Raw genomic sequence first — 16,105 nt, 5'->3', positions numbered from 1 at the left:
AGCACACCTGCAAGTGCGGGAGCCTGGCCCTTCGGGGCTCTATTGAGATTTTTGAGTGCAATCCGTAACGGCTTGTCACTTTTTACGAAAAACCGCTTGCAAACTGAAATTTGCAAGCGGTTTTTGTAGCACCAAGCGTTGTGACAATACGGGAAGATGTTACCCGCTTTCCTGATGATCCCGGAAGTACCCTCGGCGTCAGGATAGTAAGGGGGTTACGTTTCCAGCCGACAAAGCACAGTGCTGCAAGGGGCACTAATCAAACGCTGAAAAGAAGTAGATCTGCAAGCCGTAGCTTCAATTCCAGCCGCCCCCCAACGCCCGGTAGACATTCACCACGGCATTCATCTGCTGCATTTTGGTCTCAATCAGGTCGAACCGGGACTCCAGCGCATCCCGCTGGGTCAGCAGCACTTCCATGTAATCGGCGCGGGCGGAACTAAATAGGCGGTTTGAAATCGCGATCGACTCGGTAAGCGCCTGCACCTCACTGGTTTTTACCTCGTAACTTTTCTCCAGATTACCGATTTTGGAGAGTTGGTTGGCCACCTCAATATAGGCATTCAGCAGCGTCCGTTCGTAATTATAAACCGCCTGAATCTGGCGGGCATTGGCACTGGCGTAGGCGGCTTTGATCGCGTTTTTGTTCACCACGGGCCCGACCAAATCGCCCACCAGCGACGCCAGCAGGGATTCCGGCAAGGTGGCCAGGTAGATGGGATTAAACGACTGAATGCCCAAACCGGCCGAAATGCCCAGTGACGGATAAAAATTTGCCTTCGCAACCTGCACATCCAGCTTGGCGGCTGCCAGATCATGCTCCGCCCGTCTAACGTCCGGGCGGTTTTCCAGCAACTGCGACGGCAGACCGGCCTGGATGGCGGTCGGCACCAGTTTCTCGAAATCCTGATTGTTCCGCTGCACCGGCTGCGGATAGCGGCCCACCAGAAAATTGATCCGGTTTTCGGCCTCGACAATTTTCTGCTGAATATCGTACTGGAGATTCTGGGTATTCAAAACCTGCGCCTGAAACCGGCGGACGGCCAGTTCGGTCACCCGCGTTGCCTCCTTTTCCATCCTGACAATTTTCAGGGCATTGCTTTGAATATCAATATTCTGCCGAATGATGGCAAGCTGATTGTCAAGCGCCAGCAGTTCGTAATAAGAGTTGGCGATTTCGGCAATCAGATTCGTCGTCATGAAGTTTCTTCCTTCCACCGAAGCCAGATAGCGGGAAATGGCGGCTTTCTTGGCGTTCCGCAATTTGTGCCAGATATCCACCTCCCAGCGGGCAAACGCACCCACCCGAAAATCGGGCAGCGGGTCCGGCATCTCTTTGGCCGGTTTAATGTCCGTCGTAGCCTCCACCGCCCCCAGTCGGGTGTACCGGGGCGTTTTTTCGACGCCGGCTCCCCCGCCGATGCTCACAAACGGCAGGTATTCCCCCTGCCGGGCTTTGATTTCGTTCCGGGAAATTTCAATCTCCTGCAACGTAATATTCAGTTCCTGGTTGTTTTTCAAGGCCAGGTCGATCAACTCATTCAGATTCGGGTCCGTGAAAAACTCCTTCCACCGAACCTGGCCCGAGTTGGTCGAATCCAGCGAGTTGGCGTAGCTGGCCGGTACGGTTTTATTCTCGGTGCGGGAGACCAGCGCGGGCGTCTGGCAGGCGGCATTGATCAGGGTCATGAGCGTCATCGTCCCGAACCAATTCACAATTCGTTTATTATTCATTGACTTCACTTTCTTCAGGTTGTGGAAACGTGTCTACCGTATGGACAAAATCTTCGGACAACGGGCCTTCTTCTTCGTCCTTAATCAACTGGCGGCCATCGGCCAGATTGCCAAAGATGTAATACAGGCCGGGGATGATGATGACCCCGAAAATGGTCCCGAACAGCATCCCGCCCAGCGCCGAGGCACCAATGGTCCGGTTGCCAATTGCCCCGGCACCTGTGGCAATAATCAGCGGAATCAACCCGGCCACGAAGGCGAAGGAAGTCATCAGGATCGGGCGAAACCGCACCTTCGCTCCTTCAATGGCTGCGGCCAGGATGGTTTCGCCCTGCTGGCGCTTCTGAACGGCAAACTCAACGATCAGTACGGCGTTCTTCCCCAACAGACCCACCAGCATGATGAGTCCGATCTGGGCGTAGATGTTGTTTTCCAGCCCCATAAGCTTGAGCATCAGAAAGGAGCCGAAGATTCCAACCGGCAGGGAGAACAACACGGCCAGCGGAATGATGAAACTCTCGTACTGCGCGGCCAGCACCATGTAGACAAAGGCGACCACAATCAGAAAGACGTATAACGTCTCGTTACCCCGGCCCGCTTCATCGTACGAAAGACCTTCAAAAGCGATGTCGTAGCCTTTGGGGAGCGTCTTGGCGGACACTTCCCGGATGGCGGCAATGGCATCGGCCGTCGTATAGCCCTTCGCCGGAAGCCCCTGAATGGCGGCTGAATTGTAGAGGTTAAACCGGGTAATTTCATTTGGTCCCTGCCCTTTTTTCAGCGTCATGAACGACGAGTACGGCACCATTTCACCCGCTTCGTTTTTCACAAAAAGCTTCAACAGATCGGACGGCAGCCTTCTGAAACTGGGGTCGGACTGCACGTACACCTTGAAGAACTGGTTGAACTTGATGAAACCCTGTTCGTACGTACTCCCGATCATGATGTTAAGGTTGTCCATCGCTTTTCCGATCGAAACCCCTTTTTGCATCGCCAGCTTGTTGTCAATTTCCAGTTCGTACTGCGGATAATTGGCGGCAAAGAAGGTAAACAGGCCCGTAAGTTCTTTCCGCTTGGCCAGGTTATCCAGAAATTCCTTGTTGATCTTGTCAAACTCGCTGTAATCCGTGTCGGTATTTTTATCCAGCAAGCGCATCGAAAAACCGCCCGACGTACCAAAACCGGGAATGGCCGGTGGCTCAAAGAATTCGACCGTAGCGCCCAGGCCCCGCGTTTCCTCCTCCAGTTCTTCCATGATCTCCTTCACGTTATGGTCGCGCTCCGACCACGGTTTCAGGTTAATCAGACAGGTCCCGGCGTTGGAACCCCGGCCTTCCGTCATGATCTCGTAACCGGCCAGCGACGAGACGGATTCGATGCCCGGAACTTCTTCGCAAATTTTCTGAAGCCGCTGCGACACCTCGTTGGTTTTTTCCAGCGTCGAACCCGGGGGCGTCTGGATGATCGCGTAAATCGTGCTCTGGTCTTCGTTCGGAATAAAACCGGCCGGCAGAATCTGGTTTGCGTAAAAAATTCCTAAACCGAACGCCAGTAGGATGAGCCACGTAAGAACCCGCCGGTTCACGATTAAGGTGAGCAGACCCACGTAGCGGCCCGTCAACGTTTCAAAGCCCCGGTTGAAACCGGCGATGGCGCGGTCCAGCAGGTTTTTCTTCCGGGCATGACCATGGTGGTTTTTCAGTAGCATGGCACACAAAACCGGGGTCAGGGTCAGGGCAATCAGGGCCGAAATTACAATCGAACTAGCCATCGTGATCGAAAACTGACGATAGAACGTTCCGACCGGGCCTGACATAAACGAAATGGGCAGGAATACCGACACCATGACGGCCGTGATGGCAATGATGGCTCCGCTGATCTCCCCCAGCACCTTTCTGACGGCATTAAAGGGCGTTAGGTGCGGTTCTTCTTCCATCTTGGCGTGCACGGCTTCCACCACCACAATCGCGTCATCGACCACAATACCGATGGCCAGGACCAGCGCAAAAAGGGTAATGAGGTTAATGGAAAGCCCAAAGGCCTGAATGACAAAAAACGCCCCGATCAGGGAAACCGGCACCGCGAGAATCGGGATCAGGGTCGAGCGCCAGTCACCCAGAAAAATAAAAACCACCAGCGCGACAAGGATAAAAGCGTCGCGCAGTGTGTGAATGACCTGTTCGATTGACGCATCCAGAAACTGCGACACGTCGTAGCTGATCTTGTAATCCATGCCCGGCGGAAAAGAGCTTTTCATCACATCCAGCTTTTCCTTTACTTCCTTGATGACATCGCTGGCGTTACTGCCGTAGTTTTGCCGCAACACAATGGCCGCCGACGCGTGGCCGTCCAGGTTGGAATAAATATCGAAAAACTCACTGCCCAGCTCCACCTTCGCAATGTCCTTGAGGTGAATGCTTTCCCCCTCGGCATTAGCCCGGATAATGATGTCTTCGTATTCTTTCGGCTCGCTGTACCGGCCTTTATACGTCAGCACGTATTCCAGCGACTGGGCCGCGATTCCGGAGCTTTGCCCAAGCCGACCCGGCCGGCCAATGATGCTCTGTTCGCCCAGGGCCTTCATGACTTCCTCGGTCGAGATATTATAAGCCCGCATCCGGTCAGGATTCAGCCAGACGCGCATTGCGTAGCGCCGACTCCCCAGAATCTGCGCCCGGGCCACCCCCCTGGTCCGCTGAATTTCCGGAATCATCTTCACGGTCGCGTAGTTGAACAGGAATTTTTCGTCAATGCTCTTGGCCTTCGAATAAAGGTTGACGTACATCAGCATACTGGGCTGGATGGGCGTAATGATAACGCCTTCGCGCTGAACGAGTTCGGGCAGAAGCGGCATCACCTGGTCCACGCGGGTTTTCACCCGGATCACGGCGTCGTTCGGGTCCGTCCCCGGTTCGAAAATAATCCGGAGCGTAGCCTCACCGGCGCTGGTGGCATCGGTTGCGATGTACCGCATATCCTGCACACCATTGATGGCCTGCTCCAGCGTAATCAGCGTGGATTTCACCAGCACATCGGCACTGGCGCCGGGATACGCGATAAAGATATTGACGGTGGTTGGGGCGATATCCGGAAATTGGGAAATCGGTAATTTCTTGATCGCCAAGACCCCGACAAAGACGATCATGACCGATATTACAATCGCGAATACGGGTCGGCGTATGAATTTATTGAACATATCTTTTGAAAAATGAATAATGAACAATTACTAATGAACAATGCTCTGATAATGAGCCGGTTCAAGCCATTCATTGTTACTTATTCAGCGTACAGACCCAAATGAGAAATAACCGAATCAGGCGGCACGATTTTGTAGTGGATCTTTTCGTTTTCCTTCACCTGACGCAGGCCTTCCAGCAGGATTTTGTCTTCTTTTTTCAGGCCACTGCTGACCACGAAAATGTGCGGCATTTCCGCAGCGATGGTCACCTCCCGGGACCGAATCGCCCCGTCTTGATCCACCACGTAGACGTATTTCTTTTCGAGTACTTCGAAAGTGGCCTTTTGCGGGATGATCAGGGCTCTTTTCAGCGGCAGCGTCATTTGAATATTCCCGGTTTCGCCGTGCCGGAGCAGCCCTTTTGGATTCGGGAAAGTCGCCCGGAAAGCAATGTTCCCGGTTTCGTTATTGAAGTCCGCTTCGATGGTTTGCACAATACCGGGATACGCAAACATCTGCTGATTGGCCATCAGCAGGTTAACGTTTTTCAGGTTCTCCTGCTGCGCGTGGCTTTTATACTCGAGGTATTCGGCTTCCGGGACGTTAAAATACACCCACATCTTGCTGTTATCGGAAAGGGTCGTCAGCAGGTCGCCTTCATCGACCAGGCTGCCTAAGCGCACCTGAAAGCGGTCCATGATGCCGTCAAACGGCGCGCGGATTTCGGTAAATCCCAAATGAACCTGGGCCAGCGATAACTCGGCTTTGGCTTTGTCGAATTTGGCTTTGGCCAGCGCCAGTTCGTTTTTGGAGACCACATTGCTGTCGGCCAGCGACTTGGTATTCTTGTATTCAATCTCGGCAAAATTGGCTTCCGCCTGCGCCTTTTGCTGTTCGGCCTGGTAAAGCATGGGCATGATCTGAAACATGAGCTGCCCTTTTTTGACAAACTGCCCTTCGTCGACAAAAATCTTCTGCAGGTAGCCCTTCTCCAGCGCCCTCAGTTCAATGTGGCTGACCGAGTGGATTTGACTGACGTAGTCCCGGGTAATCAGCGTGTCTTTTTGCAAAGGACTAGTCACCATAAATTCGGTTTTCTCTTCCTTTTCTTCGTGTTTGGATTCACAGCCTGCGTTGACCAACAAGGCACACAAGCCGAAAGCCATGAGAATTTTCTTCATGAGTATTTGCTACTTAATTCAGGTTTTCTTGGTAATAAAACGGGAGAATCAATTGGCCGGATGCGGCAGATGGGCGGCCCGTTGAAGCGGCAAACATCGTCTGTTTTGCCGCTTCAACGGGCAGATTGGCGGGTTCAGCCACGCAGGAGCGGCTGATGGCTTCTTAAATCAAATTCGAATGACGCAGAAAAAAAGATACCGACTGGCGGCCGAATAATACCGATGGTCACTGACGAATAAACGTCGTTTAACCTGACCAGATAAATAGCGGAATAAGTGGGTATGGAAAACCGGGAAATGACCACGAACCTCCGGACGTTTTTTGGGAAACAACGATTTGGACGAATCCTCTTCTTCCTTTTCCGAAAAAACCGTATAGCTTTCTCCGGCTTTTGAATCCGGCGTTTTGTCTTTTTTGAGGGTTACTGCCTGATTGGAGAGTAGCGGTTTTACGTTGGCAGGAGCAGTCTCTTCAAGAATTTTTACGGCATCGCTGGAATGATACTCCTGGTGAGAAGTAGCCGATAAAAAACCGCATCCACACAGCAGCACAAGGCACTGCGTAAGGAGGTATTTTCTAACGGCCTGTATCATCACTTCGTGCTATTGAGGATAGGATGTTTCAAAATTCATTCCTGAGGAATGAATCGTTACGCTGATCGTCCATCTGGAAAACGTCCACCTCAAGAATCAATCGGGAATTTATCCGGGCCTAGGCGCCGGCGTTTTCCGTGATTATCCTTGAAATTAAACTTTTCATAGAAGTGGGCTAGAATTAATCAGGTGCAAAAACCGCAATAAATCCTTAATAACAAGTTAAAAGGATATTAAAAGGGTATTAAAACCGGGCGGTTTCCAAACAAATTTTTTAGCATTATTTACTATATCCAACTTCTTAGTGATATAGTACCAGTATCCGCAGCAGACTATTGTATACCCGCTCAGCCTATACGTCACTTTCGCGAGCAGTGGCTGGCCGGAACGTGTTGCCGAAAATTTCCTTCGCTAAACCCAGCACCTTAATAACAATCCATCAGGATCTGGCTGTGCGACTGGTAGAAACTAAGGCTTTTGCCCAGTTTCGTTTGGCAGATGGATTCGAGCAGTTCGAGCACGTCTTTTTGCATAGCCAGCGAACCGCAGATCATGACGACGCCTTTGGTAGTCAGGACGTTAATTAGCAAGTCGGCGTCCCGGGCGAGCAACTGACTGACATATTGCTTTTCGCCTTCACGCGAATACGCCACCTGCAGGTTCGTGAGGTGTTGCGCGGCCCGGTTTTCCTCCAGAAAAGTTTCGTAAACCGCAAAAGAGGATCGCTCCCGAAAACCGCCGTACAAATGGCAGGGCGTTTTCTGGCTGTTTTGACTGATCATTCCTAAAAATGGCGCGATACCGGTTCCGTTGGCGATCATAATCACGACCGGGGCGGTTTTTGGAAAATGGAAATGGTCATTATTGACAATCCGGGCCTGAATCGTTTCGCCGGGCAATAAGCGGTGTAAAAAGCGGGAACCCAGGCCGTCGGGGTGCAGCCGGACACTCAACTGAAGATCATGGTCCACGACCCCAATCGAATAGAGCCGTTCGCGGTGGTCGTTGGCGGGATAAATCGCCAGCAAATCGCCCGAGGTAACGCGCTGACTTTGATTGCTCTGCAACCGGAGTAAAAAAGTACCGTCGGGCTGCGTGGTTTGGGAGTTGTGGATTACGGTCAAAGGTTCAAGTTCAAAAACCGGCTTCAGCGCCAGCTCCGACGAAACCGGCATCGGCACATCGGCCTGCTGCGACCAGGCTTCGGCCCATAAGCTAAAATCGTCCGGCGACTTGTCATTCACCGTGTGCATATCGACCAGCGGAACGGCCCACGATTGCCGCGCCAGCAGCTGATTGAGCTCGAAAGCGAACTTGCAGAAATCGGGATAAGCGTGGGAGCCAAAACCGAGTACCGAATAGCGAACGGACTGAGACTGCGGTTGTTGCGCGACCAAAGTCGCAAATTTCTTCGCATTAGTTGGCGCATCGCCGAGCCCATAGGTAGCCGTCAGTGCCAGCAGGTATTCGGCTTTGGGAAAAACCGTATACTGATTCAACTCGGTCAGGTAGGATTTTTCACCTGCCGTAAGCAGCTGTTGATGAATTAGTTGCGCATACCGAAACGTGCTTCCGTTCTCCGAACCAACCAGAATGATAAACCGGCTCTCGTCGGCGGAATACGTATTTTTTTTCACGCGGTTGGCCAGTCGTTTCCAGCTAATGGCAAACCCGGAATAGATGAAAAAGAGAATGTTCGCCGAAGCCACGGCCAGTATGACAGCCCAGATTGCACTCGTGCGACCGGTGTGTAAATCCAGGCTCAGGTTCGTCAGCAAAACGGCCGTTGGGTAGCGGTTTTCGCTTAGAATGTCGCCGGTCAGTTGGTTGACGGTCAGTTCCCGGTCGTTCAGCTTCAGCGTGTAATAATCTTCAACGTCTTCCGAAAACGGAAATTCGATGGTTTGCACCTCCGCCAGCCGGATGTTCTGAAAAACCGCAAAGTCGGCCAGCGTCCGTACCGGTTTTGACTGAATGGCGTCAAAATCAATTGGGGGCGACTCTTTCTCCGTGGCCACCAGTCCAAACCGGGCCAGGGAAAGGTAAGTGCCCGAAAGCGCAATGATAAAAATCGGAATCAGCGACAGCCGCCCCAGCACGACGTGGTAATACGGAGCAAAATCATCCCGGACGATCCGGGCAAAAAACCGCTTCAGACCCCGCTGGCGCTGGATGATCAGCAGGGTGCCGGAAACCGTAATCAGCAGCAGCAGAAAAGCCGTCAGCCCAATGAAAAACCGCCCGGCTTCGTGCAGAAACAGCGAGCGGTGCAGGGCGGTCACCCACTGAAAAAATTCACTTTGCGGGCTGGGGATTCCCAGGATTTTCCCCGTCTGCGGATCAACATAAGCCGTCAGGTTTTTGCCGTCGGCGTCGCTTCCTTTGATCTGCACAAACTGGTTGGCATCGACGCTCAGCTCACTGATTTCTGCAACGCTTTTTTTGAGGACCGGCAGCGTCTGAGCCAGGGTAAGCTCAGTAAACCTTTCGGAACGATACGGCTGAATTTTCCCCAAAACCGGTTCGAAAGCCAGAATAACGCCCGTTACGGAGGCTAACAGCAATAAAAGAAAAGAAGATACAGCCAACGCGAAGTGGCTGTATCTCCACACTGAAATGGTCATAAATCCGTCCGCTTTAATTGGGGCAACTCAGTTGCCCGTGTTGGGGCTGAACCGTACGTAGCGAATGAAACCCGTGCCTTCACTCTTGGCCGAAAGCCCTTCCGTCGTGAGCGGAATTTCGATGTCTTTGGCGTGGTCTTCCTTGTCTTCCACGGCACTTTCGAACCGCAGTTTATAATCCTTGTTGAGCTTCGAATTGTCGATTTCCAGCACAATTACGCTGCGGTCGCCCCCCGCTACCGACGCCCCGGAAATGGCACTGATGTTGGGTGTTTTTTTGCCCAGCGCCTTGTACCAGGCTTTCACATCCTTGTACCATTTTTTGTCGGAGCCGAGCACATACATGGTTTTCTCGTAGGCACCCTGTCCATTCATCAGCGAAACGGCGATATACGCCTTCTCACCCATGTAATTGGTCATCTGGATCATGCACCTGTACTGGGTGGTGCCGGACTGCGCCACCGAAGCCGATGATCCGGCCACGGTCAGGGCCAGCAGCAGCAAGCCGATTTTATGCAAACACGTCATGGCCTTATTTCAGGAAGTTAACGGATACGTTGCTTTTCGAAAGCGATTCATTCTCGCTCGCCAGATCGAAAGCGGTTTCTTTAAAGTTGGTCGCAATCTCCTTTTTGGCCCCGATGGACAGCAGGTACTTCAGGATAGCATCGTCTTTCGAAATCATGGCCGCTTTGTGCAGGGCCGTAATGCCTTCTTTGTTTTTACCGTTGACGTCGATCTGGAGCGGTTCCAGCTTTTTGAGCAACGCCAGATCGTTTTTGGCCACGGCCAAATGGTAGAGCGTATTGCCGTTTTTCTGCGAAGTTTTGAGGTCGAGCCCCTTGTCCTGCAGCAGTTTCAGTTTCGCATCAAACTCGTCGGCCCGGGTCGGGTTATACGACTGGATCAGGTAAGCAACCAGGTTATCACCGGTTTTGTCGGCCACGTTCACGTCGGCACCCTTGCTCAACAGATAACCGACCGCTTCGGGCGAATTGCCCCGAACCGCCAGCGTCAGGGCCGTTGCGCCTTTCTCGTTGCTCTGGTTGATGTTTTTCACTTTCGGTTGCAGCATTTCGAGCACGCTCAGATCGCGGTTGAAAGCCGCAGCGTTCATAAAAACCGTATTGCCTTCGTCGTCGGCCTGGTTAACATCAACGCCTTTCCCCAGAAAATACTGGATAATTTCGTTTTGTTTCGGCCGGCGAACCAGGGCGTGCAGGGCGTTCTCACCCGCCTTGTTGGTAGCCGTCGGTTTGAGGGTCAGGCTTTCCAGATACTGAAACACCTCCATGCAATTTCCGCCCTGACGACCGCCCTGGCTGGCCATGATGATGGCATTGTCCGTGGCCGGAACGCCCCGTTGCAACAGCGCTTTCAGGAGGTTGATGTTCCCGCTGCGGGCCGCATAACTGAACGCGTTGTTGCCAATCGCATCCGTACTTTTCAGGCTCAGTCCTTTCGAGACAAAATAGTCGGTCAGTTTGAAATCCTTGTCGTTGGCAATCGCAATCAGCAAGGCGTTGGCGCCGTCCGGATTCAGGTCTTTCTTCAGGTCGGCACCGTTCTTCAGGCACAATTCATACACCTGCGTATTGGGCTGACCGGCACCGGCCGCAAAATTCAACACGGTCATGCCGTGGCTGTCCACCACGTTGGTTTTGGAACCTTTCGAGAGCAGGTATTCCATCAGCTCCACATTGCCCCGGATGGCGGCCCAGTGCAGGTAGATCCGGCTGTCGTGGGTGATTTTGTTAACCTCGTTGCCGGGTTGCGCCAGCAGATACTTGATCGTTTCGTTCGGTGCCTGCGCATTGATCGCCATTACGACGGGATCAAAACTGGCGGGATTGAACTGCGACGGGCTGTTTCCTTTCTCAATTTCGGCCTTTACCAGACTGACGTCCGGTTTCCCCTGCCAGAACGATGACTCCAGCAAGGTGTTTTTCTGCGCCTGGGCAGCGATGGTAAGGCCGACGAGAAGGACGGTGAGCAGTTTTTTCATACAGATATAAGTCAGTTGAAATACTTTATGAGCCTGTAAATTCTTACGGAATGGCGAAACCGCCCGCAAATTAGTAAGATTGAATCTAAATAAGAGCGTTTGGGTTCTACTAAATTTGACCGGTCGCTGATTTTAAGACCGAAATAGTGGGGCAGAAAAACCGGGGTGTTTTACGGATTCCACCAGATTTTATCGGTTACGATGTCGTCGCTGCCTTGTTTGGACGCTTCCGTGTTGTTGGTCTGGCGCTCCGATTCGGGATACATCAGCCGGAGCGGGCGGGCCGTCGGGGCGGGTGCGTCCAACGAATTCGGAATGGCCGGAATGCCCAACCGGCGGTAATCGCTCCAGGCTTCGATGCTGCTGATGCTGTTCAGAGCCAGCCATTTCTGGGTCACAATGGCCCCCAGCTTGTTGGTAGCCTGATCCAGATTGACGGTCGGCTGGGCGTTGTAAGCCGCAAATTCCGTGGCCGCTACTTCCATGTATTTAAACGATTCCTGAATACCCTGCTCGTAGAAGGTTTTGGCCGAACCGGTGAGCCAGCCGCGCTGGGCGGCTTCGGCTTGCAGAAACAGGCTTTCGAATGAACCCAGCAAAACCGAAGGTTGGATGGCGGTTTTGAACAACGCGCCGGGCCGGTTGCCGTTTTCCTGCGGCCCTTTGAAAGCCGAGGTATTGGCCCGATTGTACTGCGCTTCGGCATTCGGATTGCCAAACAGCACGCCTTTGTAGTCGGTTCCAACGGTGGTGTAAAGCGTGGTCAGGCGTGGGTCGTTCCGGAGTTTGTACTGCTCCACCACAAAAACCGTCGGGCGCAGATCCTGGTGATTGCCGGTGACGGCTCCCTGAACGTTGCGGTAGTAATTTTCCCAGAATGGATTCAGCTTGGCAGCCGTGTTCAGGTAACCGGGTTGCACGAAGGCATTTTCGCCCACGCCCAGAAAACCGCTGCCTTCGGCCTGAATTTTCTGAATTTCGGCCGTGATATACGCCTGATTGCCGGCTTCGCTCTGGTGAACCAGGGCCCGCAGTTTCAGCGTGTTCGCAAACTTGATCCACAACGTTTTGTTGCCTTTGAACAGGACATCGTCGGCGCCGGGCCCCACGCCGGCGGGGGCATTTTTGAGGTCATCGATGCCTTCGCTGATCAGGTTGATGGATTTTTCGTACACGGTTTTCCCGTCTTCGTAGCGGGGCGTCGGATGCCGGGTTCCCTGCAAGGCATCGTCGAACGGCAGGTTGTTGTAGATATCCACCAGCCGAATAAAATGCAGACCCTGCATAATTTTGGCGATTCCGGCGTAAAACGCAGCACCTTCGGTCTGGGCCTGTTCTTTCATCAACTGGTAATACAGCAGCGTCGTATACCCATTTTCCCAGACCGGAATCCCGTCGCGCTGGTGGCGAATGGCCGGACCGTTGTAGGATTTCAGATCGACGAACAGGTTCACCCCTTCGCTGGTGGTTCCCCAGTAGCCCGCCCAGAACGCCCCGATCTGGTTGAGCTGGCCGGTTTCCTGATTGACGGTACTGACCAAGGCCGCCGGAAGTTTGGCGCTCAGCGAGAGATTTTCGCTAACCGGGGCATTGGGGTTGTTGTTCACTTCCAGAAACTCACTGCACGAACTGAAAGAAACCGTCAGCGCAGCCACTAAAACTATCTTTACTATCTTCTTCATGGTCTTTCTCAGAAAGTAAAATTAACATTGAAACCGTACGTGCGATACGGCGGAACCTGACGGAAGCTCAGATAACCGTCTGTGCTGTTGTAGAGGTATTCCGGATCACCGTACTGGTTGTCCTTGTGACGAATGATGAACAGGTTCGTGGCAACGAAACCCAGGCTGGCTTCGCGAACAACTTTCTGTTTGCTGAGCAGCGCAGCGGGCAGCGCGTACGAAACGTTTAATTCCCGTAATTTGAAATAGTCGGATTTGGCTGCGGTATTGCTCTGAATTTCACCCTGTTTGGTCCAGAACGCCTTATCGCCTTTCGACAAAACCGTGGTATTCGGCGTGAAGGTCCCGTCGGCATTCTGAATCACGGAGTTCGGGAAAATGAACGGCTGGCGGTCAAATTCGGCGGTGCGCGGGTCGGTTCCGGCGGTGTACATCCGGGGAACGATTTCGGAATACAGCCAGCCGCCCATCCGCCAGTCGAACTGCGCGCCCACACTGAACCCTTTGACCTGCAGGTTGGTGCTCAGCCCCATCTGGTACGGCGGCACCATGGTGCCCAGGTGAACCGGGTTGGTGGCCACCAGCGGCTCGCCGGTAGTCGGATTGAGAATCACCCGCCCCTGCGGATCGCGCTGGTAATCGCTCACCTGCAGGCTCGGATACTGCTGCCCAATGTTGGCGTACGATTGCCGGAAAATGTTAAACGACGTCAGCCCTTCATACAACTCCTTCACCTCGTTGTTGATGTGCGTAAAATTGAAACCGACGTTCCATTTCAGACCAGTGTTGCGAATTACATCCCCATTCACGCTCAACTCCACAATGTTGTTGGTCAGTCGCCCGGCGTTTACAACTGCGCTGCTGTAACCCGTGGCCCGCGAGGTGGTTGCGTTAAAAATCTGCCCTTTCGAGTCCGAATACACGTAGCTTCCTTCCACATTCAGGCGGTTATTCAGGAAACTTAACTGAAGGCCAGCTTCGTAAGAGGTAACAAATTCGGGCTGAATGTTGGGGTTCGGATACCGCGTTCCCGGCGTAAAACCGACCAGATTGCCGAACGGAAATCCGTTGGCCTGGCTGTAGGGGTTGTTGAGAGAATACGGTTCCAGCGTTACGTTACCGGTTTTGTTCCAGGAAGCAAATACTTTCCCAAACGACAGAAAACGGCTGTTTTTCAGGACATCGATGGCTTCGTTGAATACAAAAGAAGCACTCAGCCCGGGGTAGAAATACGAGCGGTTTTCCCGGCTCAGCACCGAAACCCATTCGTTGCGGCCCGTGAACGTCAGAAACAGAACGTTTTTGTAACCACCTGTGAACTCACCGTATCCGGCGACCGAGCGATACTGCGTAATTCCGGAACTACCGGTTAATTCGCCAATCCGGGTGCTGGGGTTGAACAGATCCGGCAGCAGCAAATTGCTGGACGAAATGGTGGCGGTTTTGGTGTAATCAGAACGGAAGTTCTGACCCAGGATCAGGCGGGTGCTGAACGGGCCGAATTGCCGGTTGAAATTCAGAATCAGGTCGCCATTGAGCCGCTGGAAATTGGCGCTGCCGTCGCTCACGCTCCCGTTCACATTCCGGCGCCCGGCGGCTTCGAACTTGCCCGTCGTACTGCGGGTCTGGGTCGTTGTGCTGAACATCCCAATGCGGTACATGGCGTTGAACCAGGGCGTTACCTGATAATCGAGTTCTACTTTTCCGTTGATGGTCTGCTGCTCGCTGAGGTCGCGGGTATTGTCAATCTGGTGGTACGGGTTTTTCTGCAAATCCGTGAAAAAGTAGTTTGGATTGGCATACGAAGCTGGATTCCTCCAGTCTTTCATCGAATTGAAATCGAAGTTGGCGGGCAAGGCATACGCCGTAATCCAGGGGCCGTCAGGCGTGGTGTTCTTCTTGAAATAAACGTAATTGACGTTGTACGCTGTGTTCAGTCTGCCAAATTTGCGGGTTCCGTTAAACCGGGCACCCGTCCGGTGGCTCACGTCTTCCGGAATGATCCCCTTGATGGCGACATCCTGAACAGAGAAAAAGTAGGTGTTTTTCTCGTCACCACCCGAAAACGAAACGTCGTTCTGAAGGTTGACGCCAGTTTGGAACAAATCGAGCCGGTTGTCACGCGAGGGAGCCGCGTACAGAACCTGATGCCGCAAACCGCCGGGCAAAACCGGGCCAAAATCCTTCATCGTACCGTCAAAGGCCGGACCCCAGGATTCGGCCTGCGTCGGATCATAGACGCCATTGACACCCTGACCAAATTTTGTCTGGGCCGGGGGAAGCATAAAGACCTGCGAGAAGGTCGTCGTATTGCTGAAATTCACCGTTCCGCGTCCGCGGGTGCCGTTTTTGGTCGTAATCATCAGCGCCCCATTCACACCCTCCGACCCGTACAGCGCAGCCGCGTTGGCGCCCTTCAAAACCGTAATATTCTCGATGTCGTTGGGGTTCAGGCGCGTAATTTCCGGCACCGGAATACCGTCCACCACGTAAATCGGTGCGTTTTTGGCGCGATTCAGCGACCGGCTGCCCCGCATCGTGATCTGAATCTGCGGATCCACCTTGCTGTCGTACATATTAATCCGCAAACCGGCCACCTTGCTCGTCAGGCCGAAAAGCGGATTGACGGTTTTTCCCTGATTCAAATTTTCGTTGCTCACCACCTGAGCCCCACCGCCGAACTCGCGGGCGGCCCGTTTGATGCCCAACGCCCCGGTAACGACGACTTCCGATAGTTGCTTCAGATCTTCTTTCAGGGCCACATCGAGTGTTTGGGTGCCGTCGGTGATCGCTATTTCCTGGGCTTCGTAGCTAATAAATGAAAAGACCAGCACCTGCCCCGGATTCACCCGGATCGAAAACTCGCCTTTCTGATCGGCGGTTGTTCCCTGCGCCGTCCCCTTGATGGTGATGTTCGTTCCCGGAAGCGGGGCGCCGGTCGTTTGCTCAATCACTTTCCCCCGCAGCGGGCGACCTTCCTGTGAGAAAGCGGTCAATGTCAGTACTAATAGAAAGAATAAAGTGGATAGTGATTTTACCATAGGGCTTGAATTTTAATTTCAAATTAGAGCCTTCTAATTTTATTTAGATCCAGTCTAATTAATTTT

At 53.0% G+C, this 16,105-nt stretch carries 8 protein-coding genes; all 8 read right to left on the bottom strand.

The genetic code is table 11. From position 1 onward, the window contains the following. Positions 1-297 precede the first annotated feature (297 nt). The gene (locus tag ACYVHX_RS27930; RefSeq protein ID WP_460675005.1) at positions 298-1,734 is read right to left on the bottom strand and encodes a TolC family protein; all 1,437 of its coding nucleotides are present in this window, start codon (positions 1,732-1,734) and stop codon (positions 298-300) included. After that, positions 1,727-4,930, bottom strand: coding sequence for an efflux RND transporter permease subunit (locus ACYVHX_RS27925; RefSeq protein WP_460675004.1), 3,204 nt, complete (start codon positions 4,928-4,930; stop codon positions 1,727-1,729). Before ACYVHX_RS27925 ends, ACYVHX_RS27930 begins: the two co-directional genes overlap by 8 nt. Before the next feature lie 80 nt (positions 4,931-5,010). Further along, positions 5,011-6,093: an efflux RND transporter periplasmic adaptor subunit gene (locus ACYVHX_RS27920; protein WP_460675003.1), complete on the bottom strand. Its 1,083-nt coding sequence runs from the start codon at positions 6,091-6,093 to the stop codon at positions 5,011-5,013. 1,019 nt (positions 6,094-7,112) lie between these two features. Then, complete coding sequence (locus ACYVHX_RS27915) at positions 7,113-9,311, bottom strand: PepSY domain-containing protein (protein ID WP_460675002.1); 2,199 nt, start codon at positions 9,309-9,311, stop codon at positions 7,113-7,115. A 27-nt stretch (positions 9,312-9,338) separates the two neighbouring features. Further along, entirely contained in the window at positions 9,339-9,839 is a 501-nt protein-coding gene (locus tag ACYVHX_RS27910) for a DUF2271 domain-containing protein (protein WP_460675001.1), read from the bottom strand. Positions 9,840-9,843: 4 nt separating this feature from the next. Continuing rightward, positions 9,844-11,316 carry an ankyrin repeat domain-containing protein gene (locus tag ACYVHX_RS27905; RefSeq protein WP_460675000.1) on the bottom strand — a complete coding sequence of 491 codons (1,473 nt, stop codon included), beginning with the start codon at positions 11,314-11,316 and terminating at the stop codon, positions 9,844-9,846. 170 nt (positions 11,317-11,486) lie between these two features. Continuing rightward, a complete protein-coding gene (locus ACYVHX_RS27900) occupies positions 11,487-12,998 on the bottom strand; it encodes a SusD/RagB family nutrient-binding outer membrane lipoprotein (protein ID WP_460674999.1) in 1,512 nt (503 codons plus the stop codon). 8 nt (positions 12,999-13,006) lie between these two features. Continuing rightward, positions 13,007-15,994 carry a SusC/RagA family TonB-linked outer membrane protein gene (locus tag ACYVHX_RS27895; RefSeq protein WP_460674998.1) on the bottom strand — a complete coding sequence of 996 codons (2,988 nt, stop codon included), beginning with the start codon at positions 15,992-15,994 and terminating at the stop codon, positions 13,007-13,009. Positions 15,995-16,105: the final 111 nt, after the last annotated feature.

The organism is Larkinella ripae (assembly GCF_054780775.1).
This window is presented reverse-complemented; position numbering and strand designations above follow the sequence as displayed.

Bases quoted from the DNA above. Each gene is read 5' to 3' on its own strand.
- ACYVHX_RS27930 (WP_460675005.1), bottom strand. From the start codon at position 1,734: ATGAATAATAAACGAATTGTGAATTGGTTCGGGACGATGACGCTCATG.
- ACYVHX_RS27925 (WP_460675004.1), bottom strand. From the start codon at position 4,930: ATGTTCAATAAATTCATACGCCGACCCGTATTCGCGATTGTAATATCG.
- ACYVHX_RS27920 (WP_460675003.1), bottom strand. From the start codon at position 6,093: ATGAAGAAAATTCTCATGGCTTTCGGCTTGTGTGCCTTGTTGGTCAAC.
- ACYVHX_RS27915 (WP_460675002.1), bottom strand. From the start codon at position 9,311: ATGACCATTTCAGTGTGGAGATACAGCCACTTCGCGTTGGCTGTATCT.
- ACYVHX_RS27910 (WP_460675001.1), bottom strand. From the start codon at position 9,839: ATGACGTGTTTGCATAAAATCGGCTTGCTGCTGCTGGCCCTGACCGTG.
- ACYVHX_RS27905 (WP_460675000.1), bottom strand. From the start codon at position 11,316: ATGAAAAAACTGCTCACCGTCCTTCTCGTCGGCCTTACCATCGCTGCC.
- ACYVHX_RS27900 (WP_460674999.1), bottom strand. From the start codon at position 12,998: ATGAAGAAGATAGTAAAGATAGTTTTAGTGGCTGCGCTGACGGTTTCT.